This is a genomic window from Anaerobutyricum soehngenii (assembly GCF_009697165.1).
In the GTDB taxonomy this organism is placed as follows: domain Bacteria; phylum Bacillota; class Clostridia; order Lachnospirales; family Lachnospiraceae; genus Anaerobutyricum; species Anaerobutyricum soehngenii.
In genome coordinates, this window is the sequence record NZ_VULP01000010.1 from 1 (window position 1) to 23,007 (window position 23,007).

20 protein-coding genes, 3 pseudogenes and 1 riboswitch are annotated in these 23,007 nt (G+C 37.2%); of the genes and pseudogenes, 20 read left to right on the forward strand and 3 right to left on the reverse strand.

Features of this window, described 5'->3' with window-relative positions; genetic code table 11:
* Positions 1-585: 585 nt before the first annotated feature.
* Positions 586-1,062, reverse strand: a complete 477-nt coding sequence (locus FYJ25_RS06280; protein WP_096240074.1) for a pyridoxamine 5'-phosphate oxidase family protein — start codon at positions 1,060-1,062, stop codon at positions 586-588.
* Between the two features lie 135 nt (positions 1,063-1,197).
* Positions 1,198-1,530: a hypothetical protein gene (locus tag FYJ25_RS06285; RefSeq protein ID WP_005350571.1), complete on the reverse strand. Its 333-nt coding sequence runs from the start codon at positions 1,528-1,530 to the stop codon at positions 1,198-1,200.
* A gap of 95 nt (positions 1,531-1,625) precedes the next feature.
* Here FYJ25_RS06285 and FYJ25_RS06290 point away from each other — a divergent pair.
* The 13 genes and pseudogenes from FYJ25_RS06290 to FYJ25_RS06350 form a co-directional block, all read left to right on the forward strand.
* Positions 1,626-3,104: pseudogene (locus FYJ25_RS06290) on the forward strand (IS1634 family transposase); the annotation flags it as partial.
* Positions 3,105-3,374: 270 nt separating this feature from the next.
* A riboswitch (cyclic di-GMP riboswitch) is annotated at positions 3,375-3,450 on the forward strand.
* 398 nt (positions 3,451-3,848) lie between these two features.
* Positions 3,849-6,488, forward strand: coding sequence for a response regulator (locus FYJ25_RS14980; protein ID WP_334296209.1), 2,640 nt, complete (start codon positions 3,849-3,851; stop codon positions 6,486-6,488).
* 80 nt (positions 6,489-6,568) lie between these two features.
* Positions 6,569-7,384 carry a substrate-binding periplasmic protein gene (locus tag FYJ25_RS06300; protein ID WP_154580816.1) on the forward strand — a complete coding sequence of 272 codons (816 nt, stop codon included), beginning with the start codon at positions 6,569-6,571 and terminating at the stop codon, positions 7,382-7,384.
* Positions 7,368-9,530: pseudogene (locus tag FYJ25_RS06305) on the forward strand (ATP-binding response regulator). Before FYJ25_RS06300 ends, FYJ25_RS06305 begins: the two are co-directional and overlap by 17 nt.
* A 218-nt stretch (positions 9,531-9,748) precedes the next feature.
* Positions 9,749-10,273, forward strand: a complete 525-nt coding sequence (locus tag FYJ25_RS06310; RefSeq protein WP_154580817.1) for a hypothetical protein — start codon at positions 9,749-9,751, stop codon at positions 10,271-10,273.
* Entirely contained in the window at positions 10,236-10,712 is a 477-nt protein-coding gene (locus FYJ25_RS06315; protein WP_243145692.1) for an ATP-binding response regulator, read from the forward strand. The genes FYJ25_RS06310 and FYJ25_RS06315 overlap by 38 nt, the downstream gene beginning before the upstream one ends.
* Positions 10,713-11,157: 445 nt before the next feature.
* Positions 11,158-11,468, forward strand: a pseudogene (locus tag FYJ25_RS06320) (YxiG family protein).
* Positions 11,469-11,563: 95 nt separating this feature from the next.
* Positions 11,564-12,364 carry an MBL fold metallo-hydrolase gene (locus FYJ25_RS06325; protein ID WP_021906498.1) on the forward strand — a complete coding sequence of 267 codons (801 nt, stop codon included), beginning with the start codon at positions 11,564-11,566 and terminating at the stop codon, positions 12,362-12,364.
* A gap of 213 nt (positions 12,365-12,577) precedes the next feature.
* A complete protein-coding gene (locus FYJ25_RS06330; RefSeq protein WP_154580820.1) occupies positions 12,578-13,795 on the forward strand; it encodes a Tm-1-like ATP-binding domain-containing protein in 1,218 nt (405 codons plus the stop codon).
* A gap of 70 nt (positions 13,796-13,865) precedes the next feature.
* A complete protein-coding gene (locus FYJ25_RS06335; protein WP_096240056.1) occupies positions 13,866-14,207 on the forward strand; it encodes an arsenate reductase family protein in 342 nt (113 codons plus the stop codon).
* Between the two features lie 60 nt (positions 14,208-14,267).
* Complete coding sequence (locus FYJ25_RS06340; protein WP_243145693.1) at positions 14,268-14,492, forward strand: hypothetical protein; 225 nt, start codon at positions 14,268-14,270, stop codon at positions 14,490-14,492.
* 57 nt (positions 14,493-14,549) lie between these two features.
* Positions 14,550-15,152 carry a TetR/AcrR family transcriptional regulator gene (locus FYJ25_RS06345; protein ID WP_154580821.1) on the forward strand — a complete coding sequence of 201 codons (603 nt, stop codon included), beginning with the start codon at positions 14,550-14,552 and terminating at the stop codon, positions 15,150-15,152.
* 32 nt (positions 15,153-15,184) lie between these two features.
* Positions 15,185-15,616: a flavodoxin family protein gene (locus tag FYJ25_RS06350; RefSeq protein WP_154580822.1), complete on the forward strand. Its 432-nt coding sequence runs from the start codon at positions 15,185-15,187 to the stop codon at positions 15,614-15,616.
* Positions 15,617-15,711: 95 nt separating this feature from the next.
* On the opposite strand, the gene hcp is transcribed toward FYJ25_RS06350, so the two are convergent.
* Positions 15,712-17,316 carry a hydroxylamine reductase gene (gene hcp, locus FYJ25_RS06355; RefSeq protein WP_154580823.1) on the reverse strand — a complete coding sequence of 535 codons (1,605 nt, stop codon included), beginning with the start codon at positions 17,314-17,316 and terminating at the stop codon, positions 15,712-15,714.
* Between the two features lie 676 nt (positions 17,317-17,992).
* Between hcp and FYJ25_RS06360 the strand changes: the two genes are divergently transcribed.
* The 7 genes from FYJ25_RS06360 to FYJ25_RS14440 all read left to right on the forward strand — a co-directional run bounded on the left by FYJ25_RS06360 (position 17,993) and on the right by FYJ25_RS14440 (position 22,998).
* Entirely contained in the window at positions 17,993-18,883 is an 891-nt protein-coding gene (locus tag FYJ25_RS06360; RefSeq protein ID WP_154580824.1) for a Fic family protein, read from the forward strand.
* Positions 18,884-18,911: 28 nt separating this feature from the next.
* Positions 18,912-19,628 (forward strand): DNA/RNA helicase domain-containing protein, encoded by a 717-nt coding sequence (locus FYJ25_RS06365; protein ID WP_330578283.1) that lies wholly within the window; start codon positions 18,912-18,914, stop codon positions 19,626-19,628.
* Entirely contained in the window at positions 19,510-20,388 is an 879-nt protein-coding gene (locus FYJ25_RS06370; protein WP_154580825.1) for a LysR family transcriptional regulator, read from the forward strand. The genes FYJ25_RS06365 and FYJ25_RS06370 overlap by 119 nt, the downstream gene beginning before the upstream one ends.
* A gap of 126 nt (positions 20,389-20,514) precedes the next feature.
* Positions 20,515-20,985, forward strand: a complete 471-nt coding sequence (locus tag FYJ25_RS06375) for a flavodoxin (RefSeq protein WP_154580826.1) — start codon at positions 20,515-20,517, stop codon at positions 20,983-20,985.
* 28 nt (positions 20,986-21,013) lie between these two features.
* Positions 21,014-21,781: a carboxymuconolactone decarboxylase family protein gene (locus FYJ25_RS06380; RefSeq protein ID WP_154580827.1), complete on the forward strand. Its 768-nt coding sequence runs from the start codon at positions 21,014-21,016 to the stop codon at positions 21,779-21,781.
* 13 nt (positions 21,782-21,794) lie between these two features.
* The gene (locus tag FYJ25_RS06385; protein WP_154580828.1) at positions 21,795-22,658 is read left to right on the forward strand and encodes an aldo/keto reductase; all 864 of its coding nucleotides are present in this window, start codon (positions 21,795-21,797) and stop codon (positions 22,656-22,658) included.
* Positions 22,659-22,824: 166 nt separating this feature from the next.
* Positions 22,825-22,998, forward strand: a complete 174-nt coding sequence (locus FYJ25_RS14440) for a hypothetical protein (RefSeq protein ID WP_205677383.1) — start codon at positions 22,825-22,827, stop codon at positions 22,996-22,998.
* Positions 22,999-23,007 lie beyond the last annotated feature (9 nt).

Below are 23,007 nucleotides of genomic sequence, written 5' to 3' on the forward strand. Positions count from 1 at the left end.
TAACCATTACGGCTATCGTCTGTCTCTTTGTTCTTGTAGTCATACTTGGAATATCCAAGGTGATCATCCATTTCAGCTTCTAACATACCTTGCAGCGTTTCGCCTAACAAATCCTTGAGCATGTCCTAGATATCCTGAGCATCCTTTGGTTGATAGTGTTCCAACAAGCTATTGATGAACGCTTTGCGTTCTGGATCCATTTTTCTTCTTCGTGCCATAAAAAATCCTCCTGAATTGATATTTATTTTAACATCAATCCAAGAGGATATACAGCTCTTTTAGAGTTTACACAGAATTAATTACAGTCTCAATAAATTATAAGAAATTATTATATATTATATATATTTTTTTATTTTTATTGACTATATTAATATTATTCAGTATAATTTTATTGTAGGGAGGGGAGATAATATATATTCTTCTACAGGAATTTCTGCCTAGAAATTGTCTATTTTCTCAGCAACATATTTCTTCTCTTTCATTGTTTAACCCCCTCTTTCATCAACTGCTTTTCCTTTTAAAATACACTAATTGAGTTTTTTATCAAGCGATTGGCAAACAATACTTTTTAAACAAAAGAAAAAATTATGATTCTTTTACCAGCTTTCCTGTCATGTGCTCTGGTATTAACTCTAAGCATTGTACTCTTTTACCAGCATTTTCTATTTCTTTTTGAATATATTCTTCATCATCTGTAAACTTAAAGCAAAGTTCTCTACAAATAGACAGAGATTTTTCCTGTTCTTCAACCAAACGAATTCTTCCAAAAATAATAACACTTTTTATATTTAATGCCCATTCCCCTTCTTCTCGGTATCCCTCGTCATAAACGCAAAAAGATGCTTTATCACATTCTTTTATTGCATCAATCTTATGTCCTTCCTTCGCTCCATGAAAATAAATTCGATTCTCCTCCTCACAGTACCAGTAATCAATTGGAATACCATAAGGATAACCGTCCTCACCTAATATTGAAAGAACACCTCTTGGCTGACTTTTTAACACCTCTATACACTCTTTTTGTTCTAACTGCTGTTTAAATCTTCTCATCTTTCGAAACATAACTTTATTTCCTTTTTCTAACTAATTATGACAATTCTGCAAGTTTGATGTCCATGAACTTTTACTCTTTAAATACTTTTTAAAACACCTAACAATTAAATCACCAAGGAGTTCTAATTACTTTTCAAACACATTCTAGAGAAACTCTTTTCTCAAATGTTCTTTAGGAGGTTCTATCTCATTAGCAAGAGTATGTTCCGTTAACTCAGAAAGTATCTTAATCTTCCTATTCAACATCGGCCGCATACAGTTTGGAACATGTTCCTGATGAGCCCTGTGAATCGCCACGCATTCCTTACAATTTCCATGATAACGACAGGCTTTCTTACAGGGACAATGATCTTTATCTTTATATTCTTCACGAAACTCTGAAGCAAACTCCTCCTGCAGTTTTAATCCTTCTGCTCTGTTTCCTTCATGAAATTTCTTCATAGCAGCAAGTTCTTTGGGATTATTCTCAATAACCATAGTAGCCTCCTATTACTTTGCTAATTTTTCTACTTCAAAAATATTATAACATACAATCGGGAGTTTGACAGTTACATATCGCAAAAAATAGTCGCAGGCCGCTGGACTATGATAAACAGGTCTTTTTCCGTGGAGGTTATCTCTTTCCACAGTCTGTTTATTATCAGCTGCAGATGAATAAAGTCTGTAGGAAATTAAAACAAAAATATAAATTTAAATACGATATCAATGCGATCCTTTCTGATCTGATCTATACAAGGATCCTGGATCCATGCAGTAAGCGTTCTTCATTCAGGATAGCACATGAGTTTTTAGAAAAGCCTTCTTATGAGCTTCATGATGTATACAGGGCATTAGATGTTCTTGGCAGCGAATGTGACCTTATTCAGGCTGACGTTTACAAAAACAGCCACTTTCTTGGAAAAAGGAATGACAAGATCTTTTATTGTGACTGTTCCAATTATTACTTTGAGATCGAACAGGAAGATGGAATTAAAAAGTATGGAAAAAGCAAAGAACACAGACCCAACCCGATCATTCAGATGGGCCTGTTTATGGACGGGGATGGGATTCCCCTTGCTTTCTCCCTCTTTTCAGGGAATTCAAACGAACAGACATCCCTGAAACCATTAGAGCAAAAGATCCTTGAAGATTTTGAATGTCAGAAATTTATTTACTGTAGCGATGCAGGTCTGGGATCCGAATCTATCAGGGAATATAACCATATGGGGGAACGGGCCTATATTGTGACCCGGTCTATTAAAAAGCTGAAAAAAGAAGAAAAAGAATGGGCTTTAAGCCCGCAGGGATTCAAAAGGGTATCTGATGACAAACCTGTTGATATCTCAAAACTGCCCGAAGACGACAAAGGACTTTATTACAAAGACGAACCATATACCACTAAAAAGTTACAGCAGTGTTTGATCATTACTTATTCCCCTAAATATGCCTTTTACCAGAAATCCATCCGTAGCAAACAGATAGAACGTGCACAAGCGGTGCTGGATTCCGGGAACACAAAAAAGAACCGCAGGAACCCAAACAATCCAGCCAGATTTATTGGAACAACAGCAGTTACAAAAGAAGGTGAGACTGCCAATATCCAGCATTATCTTGATGAACATAAGATTTCTGAAGAAAGCCAGTATGATGGACTTTATGCAGTATACACGGACCTGTTAGACGATGAAGTCAGCGATATTTTAAAAGTAAGTGAAGGAAGATGGCAGATCGAAGAATGTTTCCGGATCATGAAAACAGACTTTTCCGCAAGACCTGTTTATCTGCGGGATGAAAACCGGATCAAAGCACATTTTCTGATCTGTTTTCTGGCATTAATGATCTATCGTTTCCTTGAGAGAAAATTGAACTATAAATATACTTGTGAGGAATTATTAGATACATTAAAAGCAATGAATTTTGCAGAGATTCAGGAACAAGGATTTATAGCTTTATACAAACGGGAAGCCATTACTGATGATCTTCATGAAGCCTGCGGCTTTCGAACGGACTATCAATTTATAACGAAAAGCAGAATGAAAACAATCCAGAAAAAAAGTAAAAGAAAAGAATAAATTACCATACTTTGTGACAATGAGAAAAATCGCCACAGCTCAGTAAATACAAGGGTTGCAGCGATTTTTTCTTTTACAAACTGTCAAAGACGGGAGCAGGAAACAGTAATGTCAATGCTTCGTGGACTTCGAAAGTAGAAGAACAGTTCGAGTATATGTATCGGCTGTTCTTTTTTGATTTTCGGGTGTTAAAACGGTAATGTTTTTCTTGTATACAGTAGAGAACCATAGTATAATAAAACCAGTTTTTTTGCAAAAGTTTAAAAATAATAAGGAAATCGACAAACCAGATGAAAGTCTGGGACGCAAAGCTACTGGGCCTGTAAAATGGCAGCCAGTTGCATGAAATGAGGTGCACTGTCTGTTTGGCAGTGCTTTTTTATGGTAGAGCACTTGAATAAGTAATACAGAAGCTGTTTGGAAAAATATTGTGAAAAATAGCGGGGAGGTTATTGACAATTAATGAATGTAAAATTAAAATCTGGAAGCAAGCAAGCAAGCAAGCAATTGTAGCCTAGAGGATGGGAGAAAGATGAAGAAGTGCAAATTAGTACAGAATATAATGAATTTCAAATTTTGTTACATTATATTTTGCACAATTATATGTTTTATTGTTTTATCCGTTCCTACATTTGCCAAAGAAAACTCTGACAATGTTATCCGGGTAGGATCTTTTGAAGAAACTTATAATACGTCAATGAAAAGGGGGAAAGAAGAGGATATGGTTATGAGTATCTTCAAGATATAGCAGGTTATGCAGGTTGGAGCTATGAATACATAACAAGTAATTGGGAAGATTGCTTTACACAGTTGGAAAATGGAGAGATTGATATTCTTGGTGGCATTTCCTATACAGACGAACGTGCTGAAAATATGCTTTTTTCCGATATGCCTATGGGGGAAGAGAAATATTACATCTATATGGATGCATCCAATATGGATCTTACAGCAGGAAATCTGGATTCTTTTGAGGGAAAAAATATTGATGTGTTGAAAGATCATATACCGGAGGATCTGCTTAACGAATGGGAGTTAAAGTATGGTCTGCATACGCAGCATGTCAATGCTTCTAATACCGCAGAAGTTATGGACAAACTGTCGAAACATGAAATTGACTGCTTCGTTTCAGTAGAAGAATCCCGTTGGGAAGAATCAGATATTTCGCCTGTTACAAGTATTGGAGAGACAGAAATCTATTTTGCCATAAATCCCAGACGTCCGGATATCAAAGAAGCACTGGATAGTGCTATGCGCAGAATCAAGGATGACAATCCATTTTACACTGATGATCTCTACAGGCGTTATCTTTCTGCACAGAGCAGCTCGTTTCTTTCAAAAGAAGAAAGGGAGTGGATCGGGCAGCATGGAGCAATCAGGATAGGGTATCTGAATCAGGATGGCGGTATCAGTAGTGTAGATCCATCAACAGGCAAATTGACAGGTGTTATCACAGATTATGTGGATCTTGCAGAAAATTGTCTGCAAGGTCAGACTCTGGAATTTGAATTAAATGGATATGATACAAGAAGTGAACTGCTTCAGGCATTGCAGGATGGAAAAATAGACCTGATTTTTCATGCAAACCAGAATCCATACTTTGCAGAAACAAATGGATTTGCTTTGTCGGATACTCTATTGACTCTCAATATGGCAGCAATTACGGCAAAGGATTCTTTTGATGAAAATAAAGAGAATATAGTTGCCGTTGAAAAAGATAATTTTGCATTGAAGGCATATCTTTCATACAATTATCCACAATGGGAGATTATAGAATATGGGACATCAGATGCAGCAGTAAAAGCAATGCAGAAAGGGGAGACGGATTGTATTGTAAGAGATTCAGGTACTGTTTCAGACTATTTGAAAAATAATAAGCTTCATAGTGTTTTCCTGACAAAAGAAGCTGATGTTTCATTTGCTGTTCAGCAGGGAGAACCGGTTCTTTTGTCCATTCTGAATAAAACACTGACATCTATGCCTACAGCTCAATTTTCAGGTGCAGTAGTTTCGTATAATGCTTCTTTACGAAAAGTTACAGCGAAGGATTTTATTCAAGATAATTTACTGATGTTTTCACTCATAGTTGGAATCTTTATTTTTGTTGTCCTGTGTATAATTCTTGATTCTTTGAAAAAATCAAAACGTGCGGAAGAAAAATCCAAGAAGTCTGCTGAGCAGGCATTGAAGCTGAATCAGGAGCTTGAAGAAAAACAGCAGGAATTACATAATGCACTTGTAGAAGCACAGAGTGCCAATAAGGCTAAGACTTCCTTTTTAAATAACATGTCTCATGACATCAGGACACCGATCAATGGCATTATTGGCATGCTTACAATTCTTGAAAAAAGCGGAAATGATGGTGAGCGGGCAAAAGATTGCCTGAATAAAATAAATGAGTCTTCGAAACTGCTATTATCATTGGTAAATGATGTTTTGGATATGGCAAAGTTAGAATCGGATACCGTGGTTTTTAGTGATGAATCCATCAATCTGGATCAGGTATGTAAAGAAATCACGGAGTCACTATCTTTTCAGGCAGAAGAAAAAGGACTTCATGTTATAGGAGAACATGATGATTACAGTGGTATATATGTTTGGAGCAATGCAGTTCATCTGAAAAAAGTATTGATGAATCTGTTTACAAACAGTATGAAGTACAATAAGGTGAATGGTTCTATTTACATGAGTATGAGAACGATTGAAAGATCAGAAGATCACATGACATGTGAATTTAAAATAAGAGATAATGGAATTGGAATGTCAGAAGAATTTATAAAAAATAAATTATTTACTCCATTTGTGCAGGCAGATAATTCCCCACGTTCTGATTATAATGGGACAGGTCTGGGAATGCCTATTGTGAAACAACTTGTAGAAAAGATGGGTGGAACCATAACAGTTGAAAGCAAGCTTGGTGAAGGAAGCTGTTTTACTGTAATACTTCCATTTAAAATTGATACGAATGCACGACCGGAAGAAAAAGAAGATTTCAATACAGATATATCAGGTGTCCGGATATTATTGGTTGAAGATAATGAGCTGAATGCGGAAATAGCAGAATTTATGCTGACAGAAAATGGGGCTAAAGTAGAAACAGTGAAAAATGGGTTAGAAGCTGTTCAGCACTTTGAAGCCTGCGAATCAGGAACATACGATGTTATTTTAATGGATGTCATGATGCCGGTGATGGATGGGCTTACTGCCACAAAAACAATAAGATCCCTGGAACGGCAGGATGCAAAAACAATCCCTATCATTGCTATGACTGCAAATGCATTCAGGGAAGATGCAAAAAGATGTATGGAAGCAGGAATGAACGCACATTTGTCAAAACCGATTGTGATCGATGAAGTTATAAAAACAATTTTGAGATATGTACACTAATTGTTATGTAATTTCGGGGCAATTAACTATAATAAATGGAAAACAGGAAAGTACAAGAAAAGTGCAGGGATGGAAGAAAAATGAAAGGAAAAAGAGTGATTGCAGGCATTTTGCTTGCGGGAATTTTAGCAGTCACCCTTACAGGGTGTAAAAACACAGACAATGGTAAAAAAGAAACAGAAAAGCCAGTCATTACCCTCGGCAGCGACAACTATCCACCATACAATTATCTGAATGAGGATGGTGTACCGACAGGCATAGATGTAGAACTGGCTACAGAAGCATTTAAAAGAATGGGATATCAGGTGGAGGTTGTCCAGATTAACTGGGAGAAGAAAAAAGAACTGGTGGAGAGCGGAGAGATTGACTGTATCATGGGTTGTTTTTCCATGGAAGGACGCCTTGACGATTACCGCTGGGCAGGACCATATATAGCAAGCCGTCAGGTGGCTGCTGTAAATGAGAATAGTGATATTTATAAACTGAGTGACCTGGAGGGAAAGAACCTGGCTGTCCAGTCTACAACCAAACCACAAGGCATCTTTCTGAAACGGACAGATGAAAGAATTCCCAAACTGGGAAATCTGATCAGTCTCGGACACCGGGAACTAATCTATACGTTTCTGGGGAAAGGCTATGTAGATGCGGTTGGCGCACATGAGGAATCTGTTATCCAGTACATGAAGGATTATGATACAAGTTTCCGTATCCTGGAAGAACCACTGATGGTCGTGGGGATAGGAGTTGCTTTTGCAAAAGATGATGACAGAGGAATCTGCGAGCAGATGAACCAGATGCTGGAAGATATGCGTCAGGATGGCACATCTCTGAAAATCATTGAAAAATATCTGGATAATCCGGAAAAGTATCTGGAGGTGGATGATCTTGGATATTAAGAGAAGGAAAAAAGAAAAACGAATCCAGCTGATCGGAGGTCTGATTGGAATCTGTGTGGCTGTAGTCTCTTTGTTTTATTTTTTTCATGTGGAAAAAACGGAAGCAGAGAAAAGAATGGTGGAGATTGTAAACTATGTGAAAGTGCAGTGTTCCACCTACACCCATTATAATGAATCTTCGGAATCCAAAAGTCTCCTACGTGCGATTGAAAGTGCCAGACAGATGAGTACAAATATCGCTATAGAAACAGAAAACGGCGGACAGCTAAGCGAGGATTTCCTGAAAGAAAATCTGCAGACTCTCTGGGTGGATGGCATCATTGTACTGGATACAGAAGGAAAGACGGACTGTGAATACAGTACGGATGAATCTCTGGCAAATGAGATTACAGAGTATCTGCAAAAAGAAATTATCATGGATTTTTCCGGATATGAAGAAAGAAGCTATTCGGAACGGTTTACCAGGGAAGACGGGTCGCATATCGACATTGCGGCCTGTGCCAGAAAAGATGCACCGGGTATCGTTGCAATCTATTATTACACATCTCCTGAATTTGCCAGAAACTATACTCTGACGATACAGGGGCTTTTAAATGGCTATAGTACTCAGAAAGATGGAACGATTATTGTTGCAGACGAGGGAATCGTTGTTGCCAGCAACGATGAGAAACTGCTGGGGCAGAGTACAGCCGGTAGCGAAGTCGTTCAGGCAATGAAAAAGCATATAGACAGTCAGCACATTTTTCATATGAAGAATGAAGGAACCGGATGTTACGGAATCATGCTGAAGCATAGGGATTATTATATCTATGCGTATCTTCCAGACAAAGAAGTGTTTCATAACCTTCCATTAAGTGTGACAAGCGTTATTTTTCTTTATTGTCTGATGTTCAGTATATTCTGGTTCTGGACATACAGAACCAATCTGGCGCATCGGAAACAGGAACAGGAAAAAGATGAAAAATATAAAGCAGAACTTCTGATAGCAGCAAAAAAGGCAGAAGCCGCCAATGAGGCAAAAACAGAGTTTCTCCAGCGGATGAGCCATGATATCCGGACTCCGATCAATGGAATCTGCGGCATGGTCAATATGGCAGACCATTATGCAGATGATATGGAGAAGCAGACAGAATACAGGATAAAGGTGAAAGAGGCATCTAATCTATTACTGGAACTGGTAAATGATGTTCTGGATATGAGTAAGATGGAGTCTGATGAAATCGTTCTGGAAGAGATCCCGTTTAATCTGAGCAGTATTTTCAGGGAAGTATTTGTTGTAATCGAGCAGATGGCAGCAGAAGAGAATATCCAGATCGTGTGGGAGAAAAAAGAAATCATACACAGAGATTTTATTGGAAGCTCAGAGTATGTGAAACGTGTGATGATGAATATCCTGTCAAATGCGGTGAAATATAACAGAGAAAACGGATATATTTATATCAGCTACAGGGAGATTCCATCCAAACAGCCGGAAATGACAACAATGGAATTTGTCTGCCGGGATACAGGAATTGGAATGACTGAGGAGTTCCAGAAACATATTTTTGAACCATTTGCACAGGAACAGCCAGGAAGCCGCACAAAATTTACAGGAACAGGCCTGGGAATGCCTATTACCAAAAAACTGGTTGAAAAAATGGGTGGAGCCATTACTTTTGAAAGTGAAAAAGGCGTAGGGACGACATTTGTGATCCGGGTTCCATTCAAAATAGATCTGGATGCGGATAAATGAGAAGAACAGAAGGACGTATCAGAAAAATCTATAAAGGGACTGCATATTCTTCTGGCAGAAGATAATGAGCTGAATATGGAAATTGCTGAATTTGCGATTCAGAATGAAGGTGCTGAGGTGACCAAAGCATGGAATGGACAGGAAGCTGTTGAGATATTCGAAAAAAGCAGATCTGGTGAATTTGATGTCATTCTTATGGACATTATGATGCCGGTCATGAATGGTTATAAAGCCACAAAGATGATCAGGTCTCTGGACAGAGCGGATGCAAAGGAGGTACCGATTATTGCAATGACAGCAAATGCTTTTGCGGAGGACAGAATAAGAGTAAAAGAAGCAGGAATGAATGAACATGTTGCTAAGCCTGTTGATGTGGAATTACTGATAAAAGTAATTCATAAACTAGTGGAGTGAAATGGCAGCCAGTTGCAGAAAAAGCAGTCATTGCATCTTTGACAGTGTTTTTATTTTGAAACAAACTTGGATTATTAATAGTACATGAGAAAACAAGGAGGATTTTTTACAGAAAAAGAAATCCGCAGGGAAAATGGTTTTATATACAGTCAGACCTTTCCTATCTCATCGTTGGAAAGAAAAAATATATCTATGTGACCTATCAGGATGTCAGTGCCTTGCAGAAGAATGAAGAATTGTCAAACGCACTTCATTATAGCCAGAAACGGGATGAGGAGCTTACAAAAGCATTGAAGGCACTTGGAATGGTATTTACCAATATATTTTTAGTTCATCTGGAAGATCAGAAAGTAGAATGGTTAAAAATCCAGGCGGATAAGGAAAATGTCCTGAAACAATGCCAGAATGTCTGTGGGATAAGGAAACTGATCCATGATAATTATATGCTGCCGGAATGCCAGAATGACTATCTTGAATTTACAGATCTTGACACGACCAGTGAACGGTTTGAAAAACATAAGATTCTTCGGTATATTTATCGTAACATGGACAGACAGTGGATAGAAGTAAGTGCCATTGTTCAGAATTGTGATAAGGATGGCAGGGTGACAGATATTCTGTTTCTGACACATGATGTGACAGACCAGAGAGAAAGGGAACTGCAGCAGGAAGATGCCCTTCGGCTTGCTCTCGCCTCTGCTGAACATGCAAATAAGGCAAAAACAGCAGGATCTTTATATTGACACACAAGATGTTGTCCATGAGAATGTTATCACTGACAGATTACGTCTGAACCAGATTCTTTTAAATATAGTAAGTAATGCAATTAAATTTACTCCGGTAGGTGGGTTGGTCAATATTCGCGTATCCGAGAAACCATGTAACAGAAAGGGATTTACTGCCTTTGAATTCAGAATCCGGGATAATGGAATCGGAATGTCTGAAGAATTTCAGGCACATGTGTTTGATTCCTTTTCAAGAGAACGGACATCTACCCAAAGTGGAATTAAAGGGACAGGACTTGGTATGGCTATTATCAGGAATATCGTTGCCATGACTGCAAATGCTTTTGAAGAAGATAAAGAAAAGTCATTTAAAGCAGGTATGAATGCACACATAACGAAACCAATTGATATAAAAATTATACTTGCTGTTTTAGATCAGGTGCTTGGAACTTCATAAAACCCTCACAGATAAAGGAAATAAAAAATATGGATTATGGGCACTTGAAGAAAGAATTGCCAAAGAAGCAGGAGTAGCAGTCTGAAATATTAACGAATGGAAATAGATTAATAGTTCGATTCTGAATTTGAAAAATAAATAAGCTGCCCTTAGTTCTTAGCGGAATAGGCAGCTTATTTATTAACTGATATAACCCCCAGAATGGGAAACTTAAAAGCAACCTGCTGGTTGTTTGTTAATAGCATAATAGCAATTATATAATGTAATGTCAACTAATGTATAAAGAATCTAGTAAAAATAGTACATATGTAAGAATTCCATCCCCAGTAAAGATTGGTGGAAAATTGTATGTTTAAAAATATAGAGGAGGATGATAATGTTATATTTAGACGATATATTATACGAAATAGAGGAAAGCGAGATATGGTCATTTAATTATAATATAATGGAAGGGACAATATATTTATCAATAGTTAATCCATATACAGCGGTAAGACATGAAATGAAAATAGAAAAAATATATAATATTTTCTTTGTGCATAGTGCAAATAAAAAAGAAAAAGAAAGTTTAGACTATTATCCCTTTGTAGAAATGTCATATATAGGGACAGACAAAATTGAATTTCCATTAAAAAAATTAAATTATTAAAAGGTTATAATATAGAATTTAATTTAAGTATTGAGCTTTATACAGATAAAATGTTTATAAATGCTGAAAATATAGTATTTGATGGAGAAAAATATACACTCCCATAAAAGTGGTTCAATTTCGATTTGAGTAATTATTTATGTAAAAACGTAGGAATATTGCGATATTTAGGAAACACCTTGCGAAAAAAGGAGATTTTTCAATGAAAATGCACATCATCGGTACCGGAACAGCAACGGTAAGTAAATATATTAATACATCCTGTGTCTTTGAAGAAGACAATCAGTTATTTCTTGTGGATGGAACAGGAGGTAGTGATATCTTGCGGGCATTTGATATTATGAATCTTGACTGGAAACATCTGCATCATGCCTTTCTTTCCCATGAACATACGGATCATTTTTTAGGGATGATTTGGGTAATCCGCACGATTGCAGAATTATTAGAACTTGAGGAGTATGAAGGGGATTTTTATCTTTATGGAAATGATGAAGTCTTGGGGAAGGCATTGCAGGTATGCCGCATGATTCTTAAGAAGCGCAGTCAGGTTTTTTTGGAGACAAGAATCAAGTTTGTTGTGGTAAAAGATCATGAAAAGAGGCATATTTTAAATTATGATTTTACATTTTTTAATATTGGTTCTACGAAAGCAAAACAATATGGCTTTCTGATGGAATATGATAATGGGAAGAAGCTAGTATTTGCCGGAGATGAACCGTTAAAGGAAAATGGTAAAAAATATAGTAAGGAGGTAGATTGGCTATTATCAGAAGCATTTTGCTTATTTAATGAAGAACCGAAATTTCATGCATATCAATATCAGCATCAGACAGTGAAAGAAGCAAGTATGATTGCACAAGATTTAAAAGTAAAGAATCTGCTGATCTGGCATACAGAAGATCAGACAGGGATAAAGCGAAAAGAACGATATAGCGCAGAAGCAAAACAATTTTATGAGGGAAATGTGTGGATTCCAGAGGATGGAGAAGTTTTTGATATCTGATAAAATATTTATATTATCTACTGAAGCATGCAAACAATTTTTTCTCCCAATATTACGATGAGTTATTCCCAGTAATTACAAAGAAATTATAATATAATGAACTTAAAGTATGTTTGAAAAATCAAAAGGCAATTTGCATACTTTTCCATTCGCTTTTAAACATCATTTAAGATATTTTTATAGAAAGAAGTTGATTTCTTGGAGAAGGAAAAAATGAAAACGATAGCTTTAATTGGTACTTTTGATACAAAGGGAGAAGAGTATCTCTATGTAAAAAATAAAATAGAGAATTTGGGATTACGAACGTTAACGATTCATGCTGGTATTTTTGAGGCTGCTTTTTCACCGGATATTGATCATGATTCGGTCGCTGTTTTGGGAGAGGGAAGTATTGCAGAATTACAGGAGAAAAAAGACCGGGGACATGCTATGGAAGTGATGGCTAAGGGACTTTGTACATTAATTCCAAAGTTATATGAAGAAAGGCTGTTTGATGCGGTTCTTGCGTTAGGCGGCACAGGCGGAACTTCTCTTGTGACTCCCTGCATGAGATTATTGCCTCTAGGCGTTCCTAAAATTATGGTATCTACGATGGCATCCGGGGATGTATCAAGATATGTGGGGACAAGTGATATTTTAATGATGCCTTCTATTGTCGATGTTGCGGGAATTAACCGTATTTCTTCTCAGGTATTAACACATGCTGTTCATGCGATTGTTGGTATGGTGGAACATGAGAATACGGATATTCCAGTAAAAAAGCCACTGATAGCAGCTACGATGTATGGGGTAACGACTCCATGTGTTATGAGAGCAAAAGAATATCTGGAACAGGAAGGCTACGAAGTGATTATTTTTCATGCTTCTGGAACTGGTGGTAAGATGATGGAGTCTTTAATCAACAGTGGAATTGTGGATGGTGTATTAGATCTGACAACAACAGAATGGATCGATGAAATTGCCGGAGGTATTATGGCCGCTGGTCCAGAACGCTTAGATGCAGCGGCGTTGAATGGGATTCCTCAGGTGGTATCCGTAGGTGCTGCTGACATGATTACATTTGGAGAAAGAAGCAGTCTCCCGGAAAAATATAAGAATAGAGTTGTCTATATGCATAATCCGGCTATTACGGTTGTAAAAAGTAATATAGAGGAAAATATTGCATTTGGTATTAAAGTTGGTGAAAAACTGAATCAGTGTAAGAGTAACGCAGCATTATTGCTTCCGATTCGAGGAATTTCAATGAATGATAAGGCAGGCAGTAAATATTATGGTCCAAAGGAAGATCAAGCATTATTTATTACATTAAAGAAAGTGATAAACAATCCTCTTGTTGAGATAATTGATGTGAATGCACATATTAATGAGGAAGCATTTGCAATATCTGCCGCTAAGAAGTTAATTGCACTGATGAAAATGAAGAAGAAGTGAAATGAGAATATGAAAGAGGATTCACTATCCAATAGTGGCGCTGGCATTATATAATTTGGAGGAAAGTAATTTGAATATACAAATTTTTGGCACGAAGAAGTGCAATGACACAAAGAAAGCAGAAAGATTTTTCAAAGAACGTGGTATTAAGTATCAGTTTGTTGATATGAAGGACAAAGGAATGAGCAAAGGCGAATTTAATTCTGTTGCCCAGGTAAATGGTGGATTGGAAAATATGGTTAACTGGGAGGGGAAAGATAAGGATTTGCTTGCACTCATTAAATATATTGCAGACGAAGATAAACTTAGAAAGATACTTGATAATCCCCAGGTAATTAAAACACCGGTGGTTCGAAATGGAAAACAATCTACGCTTGGATATCATCCTGATATCTGGAAAACATGGAAATAAGAATTAAAATCAATCGTAAATTTTTATGATTGATTTTTTGCACATTTGTATGCAGAGAGTTTGGTAAAACCAGATTTTGAAGTATCAGAAAATACTATAAAAATTGTGTTGCCGGTATTTGAAACCAATGCTAATTTAACCGAAGATGAAAAAGTAATTTACAAAATCTTAAGTAAAATAATGCTAAAACCGATAAGTGAAATTGCACCATATGTCCCATTTGGTAAATCGAAAACAATACAGTTATTGAAAACGATGGGAAAAAAGAAAAGCCTTGACAAATAAACGACTGTTTACTATCATTAAAAGTAAACAGTCGTTTATTTTTTGGAGGAAATGTACATGGGTAATAGGAAAGAGGAAATATTAATTGTGGCACTGCATCTGTTCGCCAGAGATGGTTATGAGGCTGTCTCAGTCAGTCAGATAGCAGGAGAGCTTGACATGACAAAAGGGGCATTATACCGACACTACAAAAGTAAGAGAGATATTTTTGACAGTATTGTTAAGCGCATGGAGCAGCAGGATGGCGAACAGGCATCAGATTATGATATGCCGGAAGATGAAAAAGAGAGTATGCCTGAAGAGTATAAGGATGTATCATTGGATGATTTTGTAGAATACAGCAAGTCTATGTTTGAATACTGGACAGAGGATGATTTTGCATCATCATTTCGGAAGATGCTGACAATAGAACAGTTTCGCAGTGAAGAGATGCAGAATTTGTATCAGCAATATCTCGTATCTGGACCGGCAGAATACGTGAAGGAGCTGTTCAAAAATATGAAAATGAATCATCCAGAAGAGAATGCAGTTAAATTTTATGCAAATATGTTTTTCTATTATAGCCTGTATGATGGAGCAGCAAATAAGACGAAAGCAAAAAGTCAGTTTGAACAGATGCTGGATAGAATTGTAGAAGAAATGAAAAAATATGAGTTATGACCTGATTGATGGAGCAGGCAGAAAGGAAAAAAATGAGAAAAGCAATCGTATATGCATCTGTACATCATGGAAATACAGAAAAATTAGTAAAAAGCATAGCAGAAGAGTGTCAGGTTGACTTGATTGATGCTGTAAAACAGTCAGATGCAGATCTGGGTAGTTATGATATGATTGGGTTTGCATCAGGGATTTATTTTTCAAAATTTCATCAGTCAATGTTGAAATTTGCAGAGAAGAATCTACCAGACGACAAAAAGATATTTCTGATTTGTACTTATGGTGGAAGTGCGAATTACAGATCTATAGAGCAGATTTTAAATAAGAAACATTCTAAAGTGATAGGAAAATTCGGATGTAAGGGCTATGATACATTTGGTCCATTTAAACTGGTTGGTGGAATTGCAAAAGGGCATCCGGATGAAGAAGATATAAAGAATGCAGTTGAGTTTGTAAAAGGATTATAAATAGTTAAGCAAAGAAGAAAAACCGGGGAATAGTCCTCGGTTTTTCTGGCATTTTGAGTTGATTGTTTATATTCATTTGGATTTTAGAATAAAAATTATTTGTTATGGTTCAGTAGCGTTTTGATGTCTTCTTCTGGTGTGGTAATAGGTGAAATACCATAATTTTCTACCAGAAAGTTCAGAATATTAGGAGACAAAAACGCTGGAAGAGAAGGACCAAGACGAATGTTTTTGATACCCAGATGTAAAAGTGTTAACAGGATACAGACTGCTTTTTGTTCATACCAGGAGAGAACGAAGGAAAGCGGAAGCTCATTTACAGAACATCCAAATGCATCTGCAAGTGCTACGGCAACTTGGATTGCACCATAAGCATCGTTACATTGCCCCATGTCCATCAGTCGTGGCAGCCCGCCGATTTCTCCCAGATTGAGATCATTGAATCGGAACTTGCCACAAGCCAGAGTGAGGACAATACTATCAGAAGGTGTCTGTTTCACAAATTCTGTGTAATAGTTTCGACCTGGCTTAGCACCATCACAGCCGGCAACCAGGAAGAAATGGCGGGTTGCACCTGATTTTACGGCATCTACTACAGTATTTGCATGAGATAGGATAGCTGCATGACCAAATCCGGTTGTCACTTTTGTTCCGCCGTTGATACCAGAAAATATCTGATTTTCTTTGTAACCACCCAGTTCCAAAGCTTTTTCAATAACTGGCGTGAAATCTTTTTTCTCATCGATATGAACAGCTCCTGGGAAAGCAACCACTTCTGTTGTAAATACTCTGTCAGCATAACTACTTTTTGGCGGCATCAAACAGTTGGTAGTGTAAAGAATCGGAGCCGGAAGATGATCAAACTCTTTCTGCTGATTCTGCCATGCAGTTCCAAAATTTCCTTTTAAGTGTGAGAATTTTTTTAAGAATGGATAGGCATGGGCAGGGAGCATTTCACCATGAGTATAGATGTTGATTCCTTTTCCTTCTGTCTGTTCAAGCAAAAGCTGCAGGTCTTTCAGATCATGTCCGGTTACGACAATAAAAGGACCCTTTTCTACTGTGAGTGTAACATCGATTGGTTCTGGTGTTCCATAGGTTTCTGTATTAGCCTTATCAAGAAGTGCCATACACTTTAGATTGATTTCTCCTACTTTCAATACAGTAGGAAGCAGTCTTTCCACACTTTCTTCATAACCAATCTTAAACAGGGCTTCGCGGAAGAACTGATTTACTTCAGTATCTTCATAATTTAGAACATTTGCATGATAGGCATAGGCAGCCATTCCACGAATACCAAAGAGGATAAGCGACTTCAAAGAGCGGATATCTTCATCGTCATTCCAAAGTTTTTGCATATCGTATTCCTCTGTTCTGCCACAAGGAGCCTGACAGTTGCTGCAATTAGGAACCAGTCTTTCTTTCTCAGCTCTGACTTTTTGTATCATATTTTCGATGGCTGTATTATCAAAACTTACATTTGTAACGGTAGTAAACAATCCTTCTATGATGATACGCCAGGTATTTTGGGATATCATTGTTGTGTCATCCATAGATCTTGCAAGACCGATCAATGCACCTGTCAGTTCATCCTGTAATTTTGCTGTATCTGCCTTTTTTCCACAGACACCGGCATTTCCTGTACAGCCGGCACAACTTACGGTCTGCTCGCACTGGTAACAAAACATTTTTTTATTCATTCTCGTATTCTCCTTTTACTCTATAATCTTTCCATAGTACCTTTGTGACAGGTATCTGCGCAGGCTCCATAGCCGTTGCATTTTTTTATCAATCCGGATAACCTTTCTCATCATTTTTACCCTTCATTAATAGCATGTAACTTTTGTTTCTGTTAGAAGTATAATATGATAAATATAACTTGTATGTTTGATTTCCAACAGAAGAAAAGATTTTGAAAAAATATTTACCTATTCTAAGAAACAGTCCATTTTACGATGGAAGTGTAGAATTCACACTTTATTTACACCTTTGGAAGACCGGATCAGTAGTCAAGACATATGGAAACTGTAAGAGATATGGTTTGAAAATTAGAAATTGATGAATGATGGTATAATTTCAAAATTTGAAAACAGGTACTGGAAGTTCATATTCTATTTTGGCGTCAAATTATCAGTATAAATCAAAAAAATAAACACACAACTTATTAGGCGACATAAGGTATAGATTTAAAATTCAAAAGTGTATTTTGAATCTTTAGGTGATTTTTCTATTAAATTAATCGGTCCAGAAAACAGATATTATATATCGGCTAAAAAATAGTGTGATAGATAAAACAGATGGTGTTTTTGCCGATGGTGTGATATACTATTAGTAGATTAGTACATTTTGGATTTGATTTATGACGGAGGATGGTAGATGAAATACCTTTTAGTCGCTGAAATAGCAAAAAAATGGAATATGTCAGAACGCAGTGTTAGAAATTACTGTGCCCAGGGTCGTGTGAAGGGTGCGTGTCTTATCGGTAAGACTTGGAACATTCCAGAAAATGCGGAGAAACCAGAGCGTATCAATAAGAGGAAAGAAGAACCTATTACTCTGGTGGATATTCTGAAAGAGCAGAAGGCAAGTAAATACTCTGGTGGTATTTATCATAAAACACAGATTGATTTGACATATAACTCTAACCATATGGAAGGAAGCCGCCTGACACACGAACAAACCAGATATATCTTTGAAACCAATACTATTGGCGTAGAAAAAGAAGTGCTGAATGTGGATGATGTGATTGAAACGGCAAATCATTTCCGTTGCATTGACATGATTATTGATCATGCAAAAGTAGCTTTGACGGAGAAGTTCATCAAAGAACTTCATTTGGTTTTGAAGAATGGCACCAGCGATTCTAGAAAAGATTGGTTTGCTGTTGGTGATTATAAGAAACTTCCGAATGAAGTCGGTGGCAGGGATACAGCCCTTCCAGAAGAAGTTGCCGATAAAATGAAGGTCTTGCTGATGGAATACAACGCCAAAGAAGAAAAGACCTTTGCGGATATTCTTGACTTCCATGTGAAGTTTGAGCGAATCCATCCGTTCCAAGATGGTAATGGGCGTGTGGGCAGATTGATTATGTTTAAGGAGTGTTTGAAATACAATATCGTTCCGTTTATTATTGAGGACAATTTGAAGATGTTCTATTATCGTGGATTGAAGGAATGGGACAACGAAAAAGGTTATCTGACAGATACCTGTCTGACAGCACAAGATAAATATAAAGCATATTTGGATTATTTTAGAATTGTCTATTGAAATTGAACAAAACAATATGATGTGTGGGGTGAATACATGCTTATTTATGCTTGTTTCTGGTTATGGATTGAATGGAAAAGAAAATGTTGTTATTGTTGAATTGAAACAATGGGAAATGGAAGCAATTGTGCTTGAAAAGAATCGCGCCAGAAATAGAGCAAGAATTCTTGCAGGTTATTGTTGGAATTGGCCGAAGGCTACCAGAAACAATACAAATTTCCATGATATTGAGATTGGAGATTATTCCATAAGCTGGAATCTAAATGGTGGAGATGCCTTTGCAATCAGTGATGAGTCAGTTCATGAAGCCGGATGTATTCATACATCACAAGGATTAGAATTCGATTATACAGGTGTTATTATTGGGAATGATATGCGATTTGAAAACGGGAAAGTGATTACAGACTATACAAAACGTGCAAAGACCGATAATTCCTTGAAAGGAATAAAAACACTAGCGAAGAAAGATAAAGAAAAAGCAGAGCAGGTTGCAGATGAAATTATAAAAAATACATACAGAACACTCATGACAAGAGGTATGAAGGGCTGTTATGTATATTGCACGGATGCCGCTTTGGCACAATATTTTAAGAAACTGTTAAAACAAAAAAACAGGAATAAAAAACATGGAATTAAGACTATTACGCTATTTTCTGACAGTAGCAAAAGAACAGAACTTTACAAAAGCAGCAGAACAATTGCATATTACCCAGCCAACGCTTTCCAGACAAATGGCAGCATTTGAAGAGGAGCTAGGAGTAGCATTATTTATTCGAAACGGGAAGAAAATATCGCTTACTGATGAGGGAATTCTATTAAAAAGGCGTGCCCTGGAGATTCTCAATCTTGAGGAAAGGACGCTTGAGGAACTGAAAGGAAAAGAAGAGGTTGTAGAGGGCACGATAACCATTGGATGTGGTGAATTTGCGGCAGTGGAGACATTGGCGAAGATATGTAAAACATATAAAGAAAAATATCCGCTAGTTCAGATTGTATTGCATACTGCAACAGCAGATGCAGTGTATGAGATGATGAACAAAGGACTTGTAGATATTGCATTATTCATGGAGCCGGTGGACACCGAAGGGCTGGATTATATCCGGATCACAGATCGCGATCACTGGTGTGTCGGAATGCGGCCGGATGATCCGCTGGCAGAAAAAGAGTTTATAAAAAAAGAAGATCTTATTGGAAAGCCCTTGATTCTGCCGGAAAGAATGAACGTTCAAAGTGAACTTGCCAACTGGTTTGGGAAAGACTTTTCAAAATTACAGATTGCTTTTACGAGTAATCTTGGAACGAATGCTGGAGTTATGGCGGCAAATGGACTGGGGTATCCAATTTCAATTGAGGGTGCTGCAAAGTATTGGCGAGAGGATATTCTTGTACAGCGAAGAATTTCTCCTAAAATCACGACCAGTACGGTGATTGCCTGGCGACGGAATATCCCATATTCTTTGGCAGTCCGTAAAATGATCGAGGAGATTAATGCTTTTCAGGCATAAAACAAAATTCAATATAAGCATTAGACATAATGAAGCGATAGAGCTTAAAATAGATGTGTAAGATGAATGTAAATCTTATACATCTATTTTTTTGTGAAAAATACGTATAGAAAGGGGCTTTTTATTATGAGTAAAAAATTAGTGGCATTTTTCAGTGCAAGTGGAACAACAAAAAAAGTAGCACAGATGATTGCAGAGGAAGTAAAAGCGGATTTGTTTGAGATTGAGCCGAAAGTTCCATATACAAAGCCTGATCTTGACTGGATGAATAAAAAATCCAGAAGCAGTGTGGAAATGAGTGATAAAAAATATAGACCGGAGATTATGAAAAAAGAAATGGATATGAGTTCTTATGACGAGATCCTTCTGGGATTCCCAATCTGGTGGTATGTAGCTCCGACAATCATCAATACATTTTTAGAAGCTTACGATTTCAGTGGTAAAAAGATTGTGCTTTTTGCAACATCCGGAGGAAGTGGATTTGGGAACACTGTGAAAGAATTGCAGTCATCTGCATCAGACGCAGTTATTACAGAAGGCAGACTGTTAAATTGTGGAACGAAACAGGAAATCACTGAATGGGTAAACTCTTTATAAATAACAGCGTTATGGAGGTATACAGAATATGGGAAAAATAGTACAGACAGCAGGAAGAAATACACTTGGTGAATTCGCACCGGAATTTGCACATTTTAACGATGATGTACTTTTCGGAGAAAACTGGAATAACCAGGATATTGATGTGAAAACAAGAAGTATCATCACAGTGGTTGCGCTGATGGCTTCTGGAATTACAGATTCTTCTTTAAAATATCATCTTCAAAATGCAAAAAATCATGGTGTAACACAAAAAGAGATTGCTGCAGTGATCACACATGTCGCATTCTATGTAGGTTGGCCAAAAGCGTGGGCTGTTTTCAATCTTGCAAAGGAAGTGTGGGAAGCAGGCGAAGGAGATTTGCCATACGAAGAGGAAGCGATGCGTGCGCATGCAAAAGAAATGATGTTTCCGATTGGTGCATCAAATGATGGGTTTGCACAGTATTTTTCCGGCAGAAGTTTTCTTGCACCGATCTCCACTTCTCAGGTTGGAATTTTTAATGTGACATTCGAACCTGGATGCAGAAATAACTGGCATATTCATCATGCAAAAAGTGGGGGAGGACAGATCCTGGTATGTGTTGCCGGAAGAGGATATTATCAAGAAGAAGGAAAAGATGCTGTAGAAATGAAGCCAGGCGACTGCATCAATATTCCGGCAGAAGTGAAACACTGGCATGGTGCCGCACCGGATGAATGGTTTTCACATCTGGCAATAGAAGTTCCTGGCGAAAATGGTTCTAATGAATGGCTTGAACCGGTAAGTGATGAAGAATATGGGAAATTACAATAGGAAGGTGAATGAAATGTTTGATAATAGTATTGTATTGAATAATGGAGTGAAAATTCCACAGCTCGGTCTTGGAACATGGTTTATTGATGATGATAAGGCTGCTGATGCTGTAAAAGCAGCAGTAGAGATTGGCTATAGACATATTGATACTGCACAGGCATACGGCAATGAGCGTGGCGTGGGTGAAGGAGTAAGAACTTGTGGTATTCCGCGTGATGAGTTATTTGTTGTATCAAAGGTTGCCGCAGAGCATAAAACCTATGAGGAAGCAATGGCAGGAATCAATGAGACACTTGAAAAGATGGGACTGGATTATCTTGATATGATGATTATCCACAGTCCGCAGCCTTGGGTAAAAGTTAATCAGTGTGAAGATAGATATATAGAGGGAAATCGTGCGGCATGGAAAGCTCTTGAGGATGCTTATAAGGCAGGAAAACTTAAGGCAATCGGAATTTCCAATTTCCTGATTGAAGATATTGCAAGTCTTCTTGAAACAGCAAAGATTAAGCCAATGGTAAATCAGATTCTTCTCCATATCAGTAATACACCAATGGAATTAGTAGAATATTGCCAGAAGAATAATATTGCTGTAGAAGCATACTCACCAATTGCGCATGGTGAAATATTAAATCAACCGGAGATAACTACGATTGCAAAAAAGTATGGTGTGACTGTTCCACAGCTCTGCATTAGATATACGCTTCAGCTTGGTGCAATTTCTCTGCCAAAAACAGGTAATCCTGAACATATGAAGAGTAATGCAGAACTAGATTTTGAAATTAGTGCTGAAGACATGGAACTGTTAAAAAATTTTAAGAAAATTAAGAGCTATGGTAACAGTGGAATCTTCCCTGTTTATGGTGGAAAGATGTAAGGAATTTAGCAATGTCTCTTTATGTGATGGAAGAACGTAAAAAGAATCACGATTGCACAAAAGAGAAAAAACTGGTAAAGGTAGTGCCCAAGTTATTCTTTTATATATGTGAGAGATAAAAACAAAAATTGAAATATTTAGTGTTTGTTGGCCAATGTATGATGCTATGCCAGCATTCTTCAAAGATGCAATATTAAAGTCCTATGAAACTATTGGCTGGGATCTGGGATCATCAACATTTGAAGGCGATGATATCGAATATCCAGATTTTGAGATATTATCAGAGCAGTTAGGTAAGTTAATCGATAATTCTGATTATGCATCGGATATTAAATTCTAAAAAATACTA